This window comes from Bradyrhizobium sp. Tv2a-2 (assembly GCF_000472425.1).
Lineage (GTDB): Bacteria > Pseudomonadota > Alphaproteobacteria > Rhizobiales > Xanthobacteraceae > Bradyrhizobium.
In genome coordinates this window covers 661,105-675,039 of record NZ_AXAI01000001.1, presented here as the reverse complement: position 1 = coordinate 675,039, position 13,935 = coordinate 661,105, and the positions used below count along the sequence as shown (strand labels likewise).

Below are 13,935 nucleotides of genomic sequence, written 5' to 3'. Positions count from 1 at the left end.
TGCCGGAATGCCGTCCCCGACGGCCGTTAACCGAACCAGCCCGCATGGTCGAAAGCGTCACTGCGCCCTCTCGCTGCTTTCGGCTTTCTTGTTGCCAAGCTTCGCCTTGACGAAACGGATTCCGGCGTTGGAGCCATCGATCCACACCAGTTCGCATCGCCGGAAGGCGAGCCCGGTGGACGACAGCAGCAGGAAAAATTCCTTCGCCTGCAGCACGTCGATCGTGCCTTCGACCTCGATCTTGGCGCCGGTCGCGGAGATGTCGAGCAGGACGCAACTGCGCCGCCAGGTGCCGTCGACGCCCATCAGGTTGACTGCGTGCTTGTGATCGAACCGGACGCGGTTTGTCTTGCGGTTTTCGCCCTTCAACATCAGTTGGCCTCCCTGACGAGTCCTGCCGATGTGGGCACCGGCGGCTCGAAGCGCATGGTGTATTGAGCAGACGAGATATAGAGCGTCTCGAACATCTCCCTGCCCATCTCAAGCTGCTCTTTTGACGGTTTGGCCGCGCGGCGATTGTTGAGCACCGATGCGGCGGTCTGCCAGTTCAGGCGGGCGGCGCGGCAGGCGATGATCACGCCTTCGCAGCGCGCGTCCTCCATGAGCGGCTCGACCGCCTCGACGCTGGCGCCCGACAGCACCGCGAGCGAGGCGATCACGTTGGTCAGCTCGCGCCGCATGGCGAAGCGGTTGACCGTGGAGTCGTTGAGCTTGCCGATGCGGTTGAGCCCTTCGACCATGCGAAGCGCGTCCGCATAGTCGACCGGCGCACTTGCCTCGCGCGGCGCTTGGCCCGCGGCCGTGGCATTGATCGCGGCCTGAATTTTCTCGCGCAACGCCGCCGGCGCCGCCTTCAGGAGGCGGGCTCGCACCGTATCCGTGGTCTTGGCCAGCAATTCAGCGAGCAGGGTCGCGGGCAGGTCGGGGCGCAGCCCGGCCGCTTCCGCCACGGTCTCGTCGCGCTCGGCGATGCCGATCAGCATCGCATAGGCCTTTTCGGTGAAGCGTGCCCCGGGATTCTTCACAAGTGCCCGCGCGGTGTCCTTGCCGGCGCGCTTGAGCACGAGCGAGGTGATGTCCGCGCTGAGCGACGCCCGCCCGGCGATCGCCAGCAGATGCCGCTGGCCGCGCTCGCAGACGATCTGCACCAGATCGTCGTCGGCAAGCGAGACCGTGCGGGCCAGCACTGGCGCGGCGACCGCGTCGTCCTCATGGCGCGCCAGCCGGCGCACGGTTTCCGCAGGCGCAGGCTCCAGGCCCGCCAGAGTCGCGCTGAGGCTTGCAAGCGTGCGCGCATCGCTGCGCTCGATCAGCCGCAGCAGCACATCGTCGAAAACGGTAATCTGGGCCGGCTGCAGCTGCCCCGCGGATAACCGAAACAGGTCGGCAAGCCCTCGCAGCATGCGTGCGCGCCGCTCGGGCGTTCCGCTTTTTGCGATGAGCTCGACCTCAGCAATGAGTTCGGAGCAAGCAACGGCTGTCATGGCCTGGCAAACGGCGAATGAAATTAGTCGGGTCTCAACCCCGGGATTTCACGCGGGAAGAATTAAGGGACTTTATTCAAATTGCCAAAACTGTATCGAAATTCGGCAAAAGGAGCGGGCAGACGATTGTAAATGTTGTGTGCAATACGCCCGACCGTGCCTAGATACCGATCGGTTCGTTAGACGGTAAGGTAATTTTGCCGCCATTAGCGTGATCCAGCTACTATATTACCGCCATTTAGATGGAGACATCCAAGCGGTCCTGACATCCTTTAGTCCTGAAATTCGTCAATTCTGAAGTTCAATGAAAAGCAATTCGGGCCAGCCCTTGCTGGCACCACAAGTCTTTAGGTTTTCCGACGTTGATGAGTTTCGAAGCTCGGTGCGAAACCTCAACGTGGATTTCACGCCGCTGGTCCGGACCATCTCGGCCGAGCAGATCATCCTGAATCTGCCCGGCTGCTCCATCAATCTCGTCAAGTCGTTTCCAAGGATCACCGACGGGCAGTTCGCGCCCGATTGCACGGTGGTGGCGTTTACCATGGACGAGGGCATGCCGATCCGCTTCAACGGCGTGGACGAGGTGCCGTCGGCTATCGTGATCGGCAGCAATGGTGCCGCATATACGACCGTCGAGCGCGTCGGGCGGGAATACGCCTCGATCGTCTTCACGCCGCAGGTCGACGACCGCGGCTGGCCAGATTCCGGTCCGAATTTCCGTATCTTCGAGACCTCGCCATGGGCCTATGGCTGGTTGCAGGCGCTGGTCCGCGAAATCATGTCTGTCTCGCCACCTGCGCCGGATGCCGAGCAGCACCAGATCGGCCCCGCCATTCGCGAGTCGCTGTTTTCGGGAATTGATGCCGCGTTTGCCGATGTCATTCCTTCGAAGTGGGCCGCCCGCGCGAACACGCTCAGGCAGTTCAAGATATTCCAGGACATTCGCGCCATCCTGGCAGACAGCATCGGGCACCCGATCTATTCCAGTGATCTCGCCAAGCAGCTCGGCTTGTCGGTGCGCACCATCCACGACGCGGTGTTGCAATATAGCGGCATGAGCCTGCACCGCTATTTACGGCTGCGGCGCCTCTGGCTGGTGCGCCAGCAGCTTCGCGCCGGCACCCAAAGCGTGAAGGCCGCAGCCCTTGCCTTCGGCTTCTGGCATTTCGGCGATTTCTCCCAGAGCTACCGGACGCTGTTCGGCGAAACGCCTTCCGAGACGCTTGCCCGCGCACGGGGCGGCTGACGCGTCTGGGGCTCGCGGCCAACCTCAAGCCTCACGCGGCGCTTGAGGCCTTCTTCACCGGCGGCATGGCGCGGAAGGAGATCGCAAGCCGGTTCCAGGCGTTGATGGTCGCGATCAGCATCGTGAGGTTAACCGTCTCGGCCTCGGAGAATTGCGCGCGAACCTGCTGATAGATGTCGTCGGGCGCGTGCGTCTCCGAGATCTGCGTCACCGCGTCCGTCCAGGCCAATGCTGCGCGCTCGCGCTCGGTATAAACGGGCGCCTCACGCCAGGCATTCAGCAGATAGAGACGCTGTTCGGTCTCGCCGTGTTTGCGCGCATCCTGGGTGTGCATGTTGATGCAGAAGGCGCAGCCATTGATCTGCGAAGCCCGGGTTTTGACCAGCTCGATCAGCGACTGTTCGAGTCCGCTCGATGCCACCTTGGTCTCGAGCGCATTGAGGGCGTCGATGGTTTCGGGTGCAGCCTGGTAGAAATTCATGCGGGGCTTCATGGTCGTCTCTCCTTGCTTTTGCGGTTCAGGGTTAGTGGGCTCCGCCGGCACTCACATGGTCCGGCTTCTTCAGGAGCAGGCTCGCGATCAGGGCAATGATTAGTCCGACACCAAGCAGATAGAAGGTGTCGCTGAAGGCGAGGATGAAAGCCTGCTTCTGTACGACATGGCCAACGGCAACATAGGCACGATTGAGCGCATCGGTATGATTGGCAACGCCGTGATTCATGAAATATTGCGTGAGTTGTTCCAGCCGGGTGCGAGTTGCCTGTTCGAACAGAGAGACCGATTGGGTGAGCACGTTGGAGTGATATTGCTCCCGCTTGGTCAGGAAGGTCTGCAACAACGCGATGCCGACGGCGCCGCCGAGGTTCCGCATCATATTGAACAGCGCGGACGCAGAGCCGGCATTCTCGGTCTCGATGCCGGCCGTCGCAACCGCCGACAGCGGTGCCATCGCCAGCGCCTGGCCGATCGCGCGCACCACATTGGGCCAAAACAGCTGCTCGTTGGCATAGTCGGCGCTCATGGTGATATTCATGAAGTTGGATGCGGCGAAGAACGCAAAGCCGAGCACGATCAGGAGGCGCGAATCGAGCCGCTTCATGAGCCCCGGCACGAGCGGGATCAGCACCAGTTGCGGCAGGCCGGTCCATGCCAGCACCATGCCGATCTGTTCCGCATTGTAGCCCTGAACGCGCGACAGATATTGCGGCAGGATGAACACCGAACCGTAGAGCGCAAAGCCGAACAGGAAGTTGGCGAAGGTGCCAAAGCCAAAATTACGGCGCAGCAGGAGGCGAAGGTTCAACAGCGGCTTTGTCGAGGTCAGCTCGATGACCAGGAACAGTGCGAGCGCCACGGCAGCGATGATGGAGAGGCGAACGATGAAGGTCGAGCCGAACCAGTCGTCTTTGTTGCCCTCTTCCAGCACGGTCTGCAGCGCGGACAGTCCGATCGCCATGGTAATGATGCCCGGCCAGTCGCCCTCGCGGAGCAGGTTAAGCCTCATCGGCTTCGGCTCCAGCGAAAAGAACAGCATGGCGAGCATCACTGCGCCGGGCACGAGGTTGACATAGAAGATGTACTGCCAGCCCCAGTTCTCCGTCAGATAGCCGCCGATGGTGGGGCCGATCGCGGGCGCAAAGGTTGCCGACACCGCATACATCGCCATTCCGATCGCCTGCTTGCTCTTCGGCAGAAGGGTGATGATCAGCACGAAAGCCAACGGGATCAGCACGCCGCCGGTGAACCCCTGGACGGCGCGAATTGCGATCATTTGCGGCAGGTCATGCGCCAGCGCGCAGCTCGCGGAGAACACCAGGAACAGTGCCGCATTGGTCAGGAGATAGATGCGCATCGAGAACACCTGCGCGAGCCAGCCGCTCAAGGGGATCACGACGATTTCGGCGATCAGATAGGAGGTCGAGATCCAGCCGCCGTCATCGATGCCCGCGCCGATCGCGCCCTGGACGTCGGCAAGCGAGGCGTTCACGATCTGGATGTTGAGGATCGCCATGAACGCGCCGAGCGTGGCGCCGGTCACGGCGATCCAGGTTTTGGCGGACACGTGAGAGGTCGGTGCGGCCGCCGCCGGGGGCTGGACCTGGCGGGTCTCGCCGGATGTCGTCAGGGTCGCCTGGAGCGTAGTCATGACTTTCTCCTCTCGGTCTCGCGAGGAAGATGGATTGAACGAACTGTTTTGATAATCGGAGAAGCAGTGGAAGGATTATCCGGCGACGATTGAAGATGTGCCGCCGGATTCGCTGCCGGAATTCAGCTGCCCCGGCGGACTTGCGCCGGATTGGCGGCGAGCTGGCTGTGGCGCTCGCGCTCGGCAAGCACGGTCGCCTTGGTGTCGATGGTCGGCTCGGCCGACATGCCTGGGCGCAGCAGGCCGGTCAGGCTCTGATCGTCGAGCACGATCTTGACCGGAACGCGCTGCACGACCTTGGTGAAATTGCCGGTGGCGTTGTCGGGCGGCAGCAGCGCGAACTCCAACCCGCTTGCCGGCGACAGGCTGTCGACATGCCCACGCAGCTTGTGGCCCGGAAAGCTGTCGACGACGAGCTCCACCGGCTGGCCGTTGCGCACATGGGTGAGTTGGGTCTCCTTGTAGTTCGCCACCACATAGACCGCCTCCAGCGGCACCACCGCCATCAGCTGCGTTCCCGCCTGTACGTACTGGCCTACCCGGAGCGAACGCGCCCCGACCGTGCCGTCGACCGGCGCCGTGATTTGCGTGTAGGACAGGTTCAGCGCCGCCTGCTGTTCGACTGCGCGAGCGTGGGCACGCTGCGCGACCGCCTGTGCGCGTTGGGTGTCGAGCACTTCGAGCTTCTTCTTCGCCGCAATCAGTGCCGCCTTGCCCTGCTGCAATTGCGCGTCGCTGGCGCGCAGTGCTGCGTCGGTCTGCTGTGCCCGCTGCACCGTGCCGGATCCGCTCTTCATCAGATCGTCATAACGGGTGCGCTCCTGCTGGGCGAATTGCAGGTTGGCTTCCGCCGCCGTGACCTCAGCCTCCTGTTGCTGGATGACCGGCTGTTGCAGTTCGATTTGCGCATCGAGATTGCTCACGGCGGCCGCGGATGCCGCGACATCGGCATGGGCCTGGTCCAGCGCGGCTCGGAAATCGCGGTCGTCGATGCGGGCCAGAAGCTCCCCGGCCTTGACCGGCTGATTGTCGGAAACCGTGACTTCGGCGATGTAGCCGGACACCTTGGGCGCGATGATGGTGGAGTCGGCCTTGACATAGGCGTCATCGGTCGTCTGCAGGTAGCGGCCGGTGGTCACATAGCCGTAGCCAAGGTCGGCAGCAGCGGCGATACCCGCGGTCAGCGCCAGCACGAGTGCCGTCAGCCTGATCGTCCGCTGGGACAGGCGAGACCCGGTTTTTGCTTGTTGTTCAGGGACATAGGACGTGGTTGACATGGCACTCTCCAGAAACCTCTGGCGGCCGGCCTGAGGTGGCCGCCGCTAGTCGGCCCGAAGATGCGATATCCTCTCCCGTCTGATAATCTGCGAAAAAGTGGATACATTGTCCACGAAGAGAGAATAATCGGAGCAGGCAGATGGATCGGCTGACCAGCCTCACCGCCTTCGTCCAGGTCGTGGACAATGGCGGGTTTTCAGCCGCCGGCCGCAGGCTCAACATGTCCACCACCATGGTGAGCAACCACATCCAGGCGCTGGAAGAGCGGCTGGGTGTGCGGCTGCTCAACCGCACCACCCGCAAGGTCAGCCTGACCGAGATCGGCCGCGCCTATTATGACCGGGCGACCCAAATCATCACCGATCTCGAACAGGCCGACGACATCGCCAGCGCCCAGCAATCGACCCCGCGTGGCACGCTGCGCGTGTACACCCAGACCCATATGGTCCCGTTCATCGCGCCGGTCGTTGCGGAGTTCCTGGCGGTCTATCCGGAGGTCAAGGTCGATTTTCGTCTGGGCGAGGCCCATGTCGATCTGATCGAGGAGGGGTTCGATCTTGCCTTGCGGATGACCGAGCCACCGGACTCAAGCCTGATCGTCCGCAAGCTTGCGACCTGGCGTCACGTGCTGTGCTGTTCGCACGGCTATCTCGAAAGTCACGACAGGCCGGCACAATTGGCCGATCTGGCCAACCACACTTGCATACGTCATGTCATGTATCCGTTCGGCGACGAGTGGCGGTTTGTGGACCGGCAGGGAAAGCCGGCCTCGGCCAAGGTCTCCGGCCGACTTGTGACCAACAGCGGCGAGACTGTGCGCATCGCAGCCTTGCAGGGCGTCGGCATTTGCCTGGCCGCTGGTTTTCTGATCCATGATGACCTGGAAGCCGGACGCCTGGTGCGACTGCTGCCGGAGTATCGGCCGCTGGAGATGTCGATGAATGCGGTCTATCCGCATCGCCATCATTTATCAGCCAAGGTGAGAACCTTCATCGACATGCTGGTGAATCACAGTTCCGAACAACAGAAGCTGATCAATCCCTATTCGTGAATGACAGGTTCGCCGCGCGATGACGAATGCGTGATCGTGATCGGCGTGTCGTGCCTCTGGAGCGCTGTAATACAATCGACTAACGTGTGCCGTCAAATGGGGCGCATTAACTCAATCCTGTTGGTGTCGGCGGTCGCGCTCCTGCCCTCAGGGGAGGCACGAGCGGATGGGCCCTTGTTCGGTCCGCCGCCGGGCACGACGGTATCGATCGACAAGCTTGCACCGATCGACGATTTTCTCAAGGGCGAGGTCGCTGCAGGCCGAATCCCGGGTGCCTGCGTTCTGGTCCAGCAGCACGGCAAGCAGCTTTATAAGAAATGCTTCGGCACGCGCGATCCTGACACCGGCGCGCCGCTGACGGAGGACGCGATCTTCCCAATCCATTCCGTCACCAAGACCATCACCAGTATCGCGGCCATGATGCTGGTCGACCGTGGAAAGATCGCGCTGGATGACCCCGTCGCCAAATACATTCCGTCTTTTGCCGGCATGAAAGTTGGCGTCGAGCGGTCGGACGAGAGCGGCAAGCCGGTGCTCGATCTCGTGCCATTGCGCCGGCCGATGACGGTGGAGGACCTCCTGCTGCAAACCTCCGGCATCACCTACGGCTTCTATGGCCAGGGCCTCGTGAAAGCGGCCTACGCCGGCATCTATCTCGGCGATTTCGACAACGCGGGATTTGCCGAGCGGATTGCCAAGGTGCCGCTGGCCGAGCAGCCACATACGTTGTGGGACTATGGCCATTCCACCGACGTGCTCGGCCGTGTCATCGAGGTTGCTTCCGGGAAGTCGCTCTATCAGTTCGAGAAGGAGAGCCTGCTCGATCCGCTCGGCATGATCACGACGGAATTCTTCCTGACCGATCCCGCCGAGCGAGCCCGCTACGCAAGACCGTTGCCGAGAGACCGTCATATCGAACGTAACTCGCTCGACGTCACGCGCTGGGAATCGGGCGGCGGCGGCATGGTCTCGACCCTCGCCGATTTCGCCCGCTACGGGCAGATGCTGCTCAACGGTGGCGCGCTGGACGGCAAGACCTATCTCAGCCCGACGATCTTCAAGGCGATGACCACCGACCATATCGGCCCCGGCGCTGGCGTCGCGCGCGATGTCTATTATTATCCGGGCGACGGGTTCGGCTTCGGCTATGGTTTCGGCATCCGCACCGATCCCGGCAATGCGATCCCGCCGCCGCCCGGTTCGCTTGGCGAGATCAAATGGGACGGCGCCACGGGCTGTTATCTTGTGATCGATCGTGCCGAGGACATGTTTTTCGCGGTCATGCAGGACTCGCCATCGGGACGTCAGCCCGTGCAGATCGCCGTGAAGAAGATCATCTACGACGCCTTCGGGAAATAAATGCTGCGACCGCCGGAACAGGCCAACGAAATCACCACGGCGCCCGGCCGCGTCACGGCGCTCGACCGTGCGCGAACCTTCATCACGCTGCTCGTGGTGCTGCATCATTCGGTGGTCAACTACACCTATTTCGGCACCGGTGACCGCGCGCACTGGCTCGGCTTCGACCTCGTCGTGCTGTTCAACGACAGCTTCTTCATGGCCTGCATGTACTTCATTTCGGGCCTGTTCGTGCGCGACAGCCTCGCTCACAGGGGGGCGGCGAATTTTTTGGGATATCGCGCCTTCAGGCTTGGTGTGCCCTACCTGATCTCGATCTTCATTCTGATGCCGCTCGCCTACTACCCGACCTTCCTGCGCTATCATTTGCCTGGAACGACGGACTTCAACTTCTTCCATTTCTGGTGGCACACGCTCACCATCGGTCCCTGGCCGTCGGGGCCTGCCTGGTTCCTGTGGGTGCTTCTGGCGTTCAACGCTATTGCCGCGGCGATCTGGGCCACGGTTCCCAGCGTGATCGAGGGGCTCGGCCGCCTCATCTCGTCCTTCCGAGACCGGCCGATGGCCGCCTTCGTCGCCTTCATGATCTTTTCGATCATCATCTATCTGCCGCTGCGCCTGATCTTCGGCGACGCGGCCTGGTTCGAGCCGGAGGGCTTTCCGTTGCCGATCCAGACCAGCCGCGTCCTGCTCTATGCCGGCTATTTCTTTGCAGGTGTCGGCGTCGGCGCAACCGGTTTGCGCGGCGGCCTCCTCGCGGAGGACAGCGCGGTTGTGAAGCGCTGGGCGATGTGGCTCGGCTCGGCAGCGCTCTTCTATGGCGCGATCCTTGTACTGGTCTATGCCCACCACAACTGGATTGCAGACTTCAAGTCGCCGCCAATGTGGTGGGAGGTGGCCTATAGCCTTGCCTTCGCGTTGTTCGGCGCGGCGATGACATTCGCCGAGCCATCGATCTTCCTTCGCTCCGCCCAATCCAGCCTGCGCCTGCTCGACGCGATGCGGCCGTCGGCCTATGGCATCTTTCTCGTGCACTACGTCTTTATCATTTGGCTGCAATACAACGTGTATGAGCCGGCGTGGCCTGCCTTTGTGAAATTCGCGATCGTGTTTGCCGGTACGCTATCGCTGAGCTGGGCGACAACGCTGTTGTTGCGCAGGATTCCCTTTGTGGCCAGAATGATCTGACGAAGCAGCCTCACGGCTTCAAGATCAGCTTCTGCACCCGCCAGTTCAACAGTTCCGCCACATAGAGCACATTCTCCGATGGACATGCCATCTCGTGAATCCAGCCGAACTGCTTGAGTTGCTTGCCAGCCTGCCCGAGCACGCCGAGTACCTTGCCGTCGAGCGAGAGCTTGTAGATGCGGCCCGGCCACGCATCGGACGAATACAGCACCTGATTCGGCGGCGGCGTGATGCAGAGCGCCCAGGGCGAGCCCGGCGCAAAGGTGCCGCCGGCGATCATCGCCTCATCCGGTATTTTTCCGATCGCAGGCTTTGCGTCCGGCGGCACGGGCACGTCGATGACCATCTGCCGCAGAAACTTGCCGTCGCCGTCGAAAACCTGGATGCGGTGATTGCCGCGATCGGCAACATAGACATTGCCATTGGCGTCGGTTGCGATCGAATGCGGCGTGTTGAACTGCCCGGGCCCCTTGCCGCGGTCGCCCCAGGATTTCAGCCAGTTGCCGTCCTTGTCGACCTTGGCAACGCGCGAATTGATATAGCCATCGCTGATGAAGGTGTCGCCTTGCTTGTCGAAGGCGATATCGGTGACCTGGCGAAACCGACCGTCCTCGGCCGGCAGGGGCGGTTTGGGATGCTTCAGCGGTCCGGTCTCTTCGTCAGAGGCCTCCTGCTTGCGACCGAATACCATGAGCACGCGGCCATCAGGGTCGAACTTGATCACCATGTCCGAGCCCTTGTCGGTGACCCAGATATTATCGGCAGGATCGACCTTCACAGCGTGGGCGAACGACCAGGCATAAAGATTTTTGCCAATCTCGCCGACGAAATTGCCCTTGGCGTCGAATTCCAGAAGCTGCGCCGCGGCGGCGGCGTAGGCTGGTCCTGTCGTATTGCCACGCGAGAGCACGTAGACATGTCCCTTGGAATTGACGGCGACGCCGGATGCCTCGCCGAAATACATGTTGTGCGGCAAGTGAAGCGGATTGGGCACCGATTCGAACGGGATGTTGGGGATCGATTGCTGCGCCAGTACGGGCGACGCCATCAAGAGCAACAAGCCGAACAGTCCGTGCCGCATGCAATCCTCCCAATCCTTTTGTTCGCTTTTTTAATGCGGCGCGGATGCTAGTCTAACGCGGGTCCGAGCGTCCATTGACGATGGTGCGCGGGCGTCCGTCGCCAGATGCATGGCGGCGAAAACAAATGTGTCATGGGAAACGTCTGCACTTGGCGGAACAGGCATCGGATGTGCTTTGGTGTAAATCTCGGTAGAGGCGCGTTTGCGTTCGCGCTTGCAACATGGGTGCTGCTGGCCTGGCCGATTGACCAGGCGTTGGCGGCGTATCCGGAGCGGATCATCAAATTCGTGGTGCCGTTCGCGCCGGGTGGCGGCACCGATGTGATCGCACGCGCGCTGGCGCAGGAGATGGAAAAGGATCTCGGCCAGTCCGTCATCATCGAGAACAAGCCGGGCGCGGGCACCATCATCGGCACACAATCGGTCGCAACCAGCGAGCCCGGCGGCTACACGCTTCTGATGGGCACCTTCGCCAATGCCGTCAATCCGAGCCTCTACGCCAAGCTGCCCTACGACCCGCACAAGGATTTTGCACCGGTCGCACTGCTCGCGCGCTCCTACAACATCGTCGTGGTCAACGCGAAGTCGCAGGTGCACTCGATTCCCGAGCTGATCGCTGCGGCCAAAGCGGACCCGGAAAAACTCTCCTACGGCACCTACGGCACCGGCACCTCGGCGCATCTCGCCGGTGAGTTGTTCAAGTCGCTCGCCAAGGTCAATCTGACCACCGTTCCCTACAAGGGCGCCTCGCCCGCCATCACCGACCTGCTCGGCGGGCAGATCCAGGTGATGTTCACGACGGTCGCAAGCGCCGCCTCGCTGATCGAGGCCGGACAGTTGCGCGCGCTGGCAGTGACCTCGGCCGAACGTTCGCCGGCTTTTCCCGATCTTCCGACGGTCGCGGAAGCAGGGGTCCAGGGTTACGCCGCAGAGAGCTGGTACGGCCTGTTCGCACCGGCCAGTACCCCGCCTGAGATTATCGATCGCCTCAACAGGTCGGCGGCGAAGGCAGTGCAGTCGGAGACCTTCAAGCAGCTCAGTGTCAGCGAAGGTCTTGTCCTGGTGGCAAGCGCGCCTGATGTGCTGGGGCGGTATTTCCTGGAGCAGGAGGCGCGCTGGCGCCAGGTGATCCGGGAAGCCGGCATCAAGGTGGAATAGCGCGACTTGCTGCGGACCGAATTCTTCAACGACTTCCTCGGCCGCGATGGGCTCTATTGGGGCGTCAACGCCTATAGCTATATCGGCAATCGCAACATCGGCGAAGCCCGTCGGTGCGCGAGCGCGAGATCAGCGCGGCTGATCGCGAACGACCTCAGTGACAGGGAGATCGGGCGCAGGCTCGGCATCGAGACCTCGACCATCCGCACCCACGCCAAGCGCATCTTCGCCAAGCTCGGCGTGCGCCGCCGCGGCGGCATCGCCAGTCTGCTGCCGCAGAACCTTTAGAGCATGATCCGGAAAAGTGTGTAGCGGTTTTCCGAAAAGATCATGCTCAATCAAAGACCTAAAGCGCGATGACGATTCAACCAAATCTCATCGCGCTTTAGTCCCATGTAGCTCCTGTTCAATTGGTTGAAGGCGGAGGAAGCCGTCCGAACAGCTTCTCCATCGCCATCCCGATCGCGATCAGGCGGCGGTCGCTGCCGGCGGGCCCATCGAGCTCCAATCCCACCGGCAAATTGGTCGTGCCGCCGAACCCAATCGGGATCTGGACGCCGGGTACGCCGGCATTGCTGCCGGGATCGGTGTTCTGGATGAACAGCACGAAATTCTCGAGGCTGCTCGAATTGGCGTCGGCCTGTATCGCGACCTTGGGTGTGGTCGGAAAGGCGATCGCATCCAGATGGCTTTTCGCAAAGGTGTCGCGGTAAAGCGCCTGCAGCGCCGGCCGCGCCGTCTTGATCGCGGCATCATAGGCCGGCTTGGCGTCGGCCACGGTGTTGTTCGGTCCAGGCAGTTTGCGCGGGATGACCAGCCCATCATAGGTACCCTTGACGTCGGGGCTAGCGATCGATTTCGCAAGCTCCTCGATCGTTATCCCCGTGCCGGTGTGTTTGAGATAAGCCACCATGTCGTCATAGGCCTCGTAGAGCGCTACGGGAAAGCCGACCTGACTGTTGAGCTCGGCGAGCTTCGGCATGTCGATTTCGACTACGGTAACGCCAGCCGACTTCAATTTGTCGATCGCCGCGTGGAACGCCTTGTCGGTGTCGCCATCGAGATTGGCGAGCATGGCGTTGACGATTCCGATGCGGACCTGCTTGAGACCGGCGGGAGCAATCGCACCGCCACCGGCAATGACGCGGTCGAGGATCGCGACATCGGCCATGGTAGAGGCCATGGAGCCCGCGGTGTCGCGGGTGTGCGAGATCGGCGCGATGCCGCCTTGCGGATAGCGCCCGACCGTCGGCCGCAGCGAGGCGCAGCCGTTGAGCGCGCAGGGGATGCGCACGCTGCCGCCGGTGTCGGTGCCGAGACCGGCGGTGACGATTCGTGCGCCGATGGCCGCGGCGGTGCCGGCGGAGGAGCCGCCCGCAATCTTGGTCGCATCATAGGCGTTGCGCACGCCTGGCTCGCCTCCGGTCTTGAACGCGCCGTTGTAGCCGGAGATGCCAAAGGCAAGCTCATGCATATTGGTCTTGCCGATGATGATCGCGCCCGATGCACGCAGCTTTTCCACCACTGGCGCGTCCTGCTTCGGCACATAACCCTTCAGTGCGGGCGTGCCGGCCGAGGAGGGGAGGCCTGCCACTTCGATATTGTCCTTGACCACGACCGGCACCCCGCCGAGCGGCTTGCAGTTGTGTCCGTTCTTGTGGGCCGCGTCGAAGGCGGCCGCGGCCTTCATGGCGCCTGCCTCGTCGAGTGTGATGAATGCGTTGAGATTGGTCTTAGCTTTGGCGCGGGCAAGCGCGGCGGAGACCAACGCCTTGCTCGTGATCTTGCCGGCGCAGATATCGGCCGCGGCCTGCTGAGCCGTCAGTCGGTCAAGGTCGGGCGTGGTTTCGGCTGATGAGGGCATTGGCAGGACTCCCAACGGAGCGGCAAGGATGATTGCGGCTGCGAGCCGGGACGCAGGATTGCTTGGTCGGTCCATGGCG

At 62.2% G+C, this 13,935-nt stretch carries 13 protein-coding genes; 6 read left to right on the top strand and 7 right to left on the bottom strand.

Annotated elements, in window-relative coordinates:
• Positions 1-57: 57 nt before the first annotated feature.
• Entirely contained in the window at positions 58-369 is a 312-nt protein-coding gene (locus A3AI_RS0103260) for a PilZ domain-containing protein (protein ID WP_024514202.1), read from the bottom strand.
• A gap of 2 nt (positions 370-371) precedes the next feature.
• Positions 372-1,484, bottom strand: coding sequence for a DUF2336 domain-containing protein (locus A3AI_RS0103255; protein ID WP_024514201.1), 1,113 nt, complete (start codon positions 1,482-1,484; stop codon positions 372-374).
• Between the two features lie 382 nt (positions 1,485-1,866).
• Here A3AI_RS0103255 and A3AI_RS0103250 point away from each other — a divergent pair, with 382 nt between their 5' ends.
• Complete coding sequence (locus A3AI_RS0103250; protein WP_245286811.1) at positions 1,867-2,730, top strand: AraC family transcriptional regulator; 864 nt, start codon at positions 1,867-1,869, stop codon at positions 2,728-2,730.
• 31 nt (positions 2,731-2,761) lie between these two features.
• Here the strand turns inward: A3AI_RS0103250 and A3AI_RS0103245 are convergent, their stop codons facing one another.
• The 3 genes from A3AI_RS0103245 to A3AI_RS0103235 all read right to left on the bottom strand — a co-directional run bounded on the left by A3AI_RS0103245 (position 2,762) and on the right by A3AI_RS0103235 (position 6,154).
• Positions 2,762-3,223, bottom strand: coding sequence for a carboxymuconolactone decarboxylase family protein (locus A3AI_RS0103245; protein ID WP_024514199.1), 462 nt, complete (start codon positions 3,221-3,223; stop codon positions 2,762-2,764).
• A gap of 31 nt (positions 3,224-3,254) precedes the next feature.
• Positions 3,255-4,877: an MDR family MFS transporter gene (locus tag A3AI_RS0103240; protein WP_024514198.1), complete on the bottom strand. Its 1,623-nt coding sequence runs from the start codon at positions 4,875-4,877 to the stop codon at positions 3,255-3,257.
• 122 nt (positions 4,878-4,999) lie between these two features.
• Entirely contained in the window at positions 5,000-6,154 is a 1,155-nt protein-coding gene (locus tag A3AI_RS0103235; RefSeq protein WP_024514197.1) for an HlyD family secretion protein, read from the bottom strand.
• Positions 6,155-6,294: 140 nt separating this feature from the next.
• Between A3AI_RS0103235 and A3AI_RS0103230 the strand changes: the two genes are divergently transcribed.
• The 3 genes from A3AI_RS0103230 to A3AI_RS0103220 all read left to right on the top strand — a co-directional run bounded on the left by A3AI_RS0103230 (position 6,295) and on the right by A3AI_RS0103220 (position 9,753).
• Positions 6,295-7,206: a LysR family transcriptional regulator gene (locus A3AI_RS0103230; protein WP_024514196.1), complete on the top strand. Its 912-nt coding sequence runs from the start codon at positions 6,295-6,297 to the stop codon at positions 7,204-7,206.
• Between the two features lie 96 nt (positions 7,207-7,302).
• Positions 7,303-8,565: a serine hydrolase domain-containing protein gene (locus tag A3AI_RS0103225; protein ID WP_024514195.1), complete on the top strand. Its 1,263-nt coding sequence runs from the start codon at positions 7,303-7,305 to the stop codon at positions 8,563-8,565.
• On the top strand, positions 8,566-9,753 hold the full coding sequence (locus A3AI_RS0103220; RefSeq protein ID WP_024514194.1) for an acyltransferase family protein: 1,188 nt from the start codon (positions 8,566-8,568) through the stop codon (positions 9,751-9,753).
• A gap of 10 nt (positions 9,754-9,763) precedes the next feature.
• Here A3AI_RS0103220 and A3AI_RS0103215 read toward each other — a convergent pair whose 3' ends face one another.
• On the bottom strand, positions 9,764-10,834 hold the full coding sequence (locus A3AI_RS0103215; protein WP_024514193.1) for a peptidyl-alpha-hydroxyglycine alpha-amidating lyase family protein: 1,071 nt from the start codon (positions 10,832-10,834) through the stop codon (positions 9,764-9,766).
• Positions 10,835-11,002: 168 nt separating this feature from the next.
• Between A3AI_RS0103215 and A3AI_RS0103210 the strand changes: the two genes are divergently transcribed.
• Together A3AI_RS0103210 and A3AI_RS0103205 are read left to right on the top strand one after the other, a co-directional pair.
• On the top strand, positions 11,003-11,992 hold the full coding sequence (locus A3AI_RS0103210) for a Bug family tripartite tricarboxylate transporter substrate binding protein (RefSeq protein WP_024514192.1): 990 nt from the start codon (positions 11,003-11,005) through the stop codon (positions 11,990-11,992).
• A gap of 6 nt (positions 11,993-11,998) precedes the next feature.
• The gene (locus tag A3AI_RS0103205) at positions 11,999-12,280 is read left to right on the top strand and encodes a response regulator transcription factor (RefSeq protein WP_024514191.1); all 282 of its coding nucleotides are present in this window, start codon (positions 11,999-12,001) and stop codon (positions 12,278-12,280) included.
• 118 nt (positions 12,281-12,398) lie between these two features.
• Here the strand turns inward: A3AI_RS0103205 and iaaH are convergent, their stop codons facing one another.
• Positions 12,399-13,856, bottom strand: coding sequence for an indoleacetamide hydrolase (gene iaaH, locus A3AI_RS0103200; protein ID WP_024514190.1), 1,458 nt, complete (start codon positions 13,854-13,856; stop codon positions 12,399-12,401).
• Between the last annotated feature and the right edge of the window lie 79 nt (positions 13,857-13,935).

Coding starts and splice junctions, on each gene's coding strand:
- A3AI_RS0103255 (WP_024514201.1), bottom strand. CDS start 1,484: ATGACAGCCGTTGCTTGCTCCGAACTCATTGCTGAGGTCGAGCTCATC.
- A3AI_RS0103245 (WP_024514199.1), bottom strand. CDS start 3,223: ATGAAGCCCCGCATGAATTTCTACCAGGCTGCACCCGAAACCATCGAC.
- A3AI_RS0103240 (WP_024514198.1), bottom strand. CDS start 4,877: ATGACTACGCTCCAGGCGACCCTGACGACATCCGGCGAGACCCGCCAG.
- A3AI_RS0103235 (WP_024514197.1), bottom strand. CDS start 6,154: ATGTCAACCACGTCCTATGTCCCTGAACAACAAGCAAAAACCGGGTCT.
- A3AI_RS0103230 (WP_024514196.1), top strand. CDS start 6,295: ATGGATCGGCTGACCAGCCTCACCGCCTTCGTCCAGGTCGTGGACAAT.
- A3AI_RS0103225 (WP_024514195.1), top strand. CDS start 7,303: ATGGGGCGCATTAACTCAATCCTGTTGGTGTCGGCGGTCGCGCTCCTG.
- A3AI_RS0103220 (WP_024514194.1), top strand. CDS start 8,566: ATGCTGCGACCGCCGGAACAGGCCAACGAAATCACCACGGCGCCCGGC.
- A3AI_RS0103215 (WP_024514193.1), bottom strand. CDS start 10,834: ATGCGGCACGGACTGTTCGGCTTGTTGCTCTTGATGGCGTCGCCCGTA.
- A3AI_RS0103210 (WP_024514192.1), top strand. CDS start 11,003: ATGTGCTTTGGTGTAAATCTCGGTAGAGGCGCGTTTGCGTTCGCGCTT.
- iaaH (WP_024514190.1), bottom strand. CDS start 13,856: ATGCCCTCATCAGCCGAAACCACGCCCGACCTTGACCGACTGACGGCT.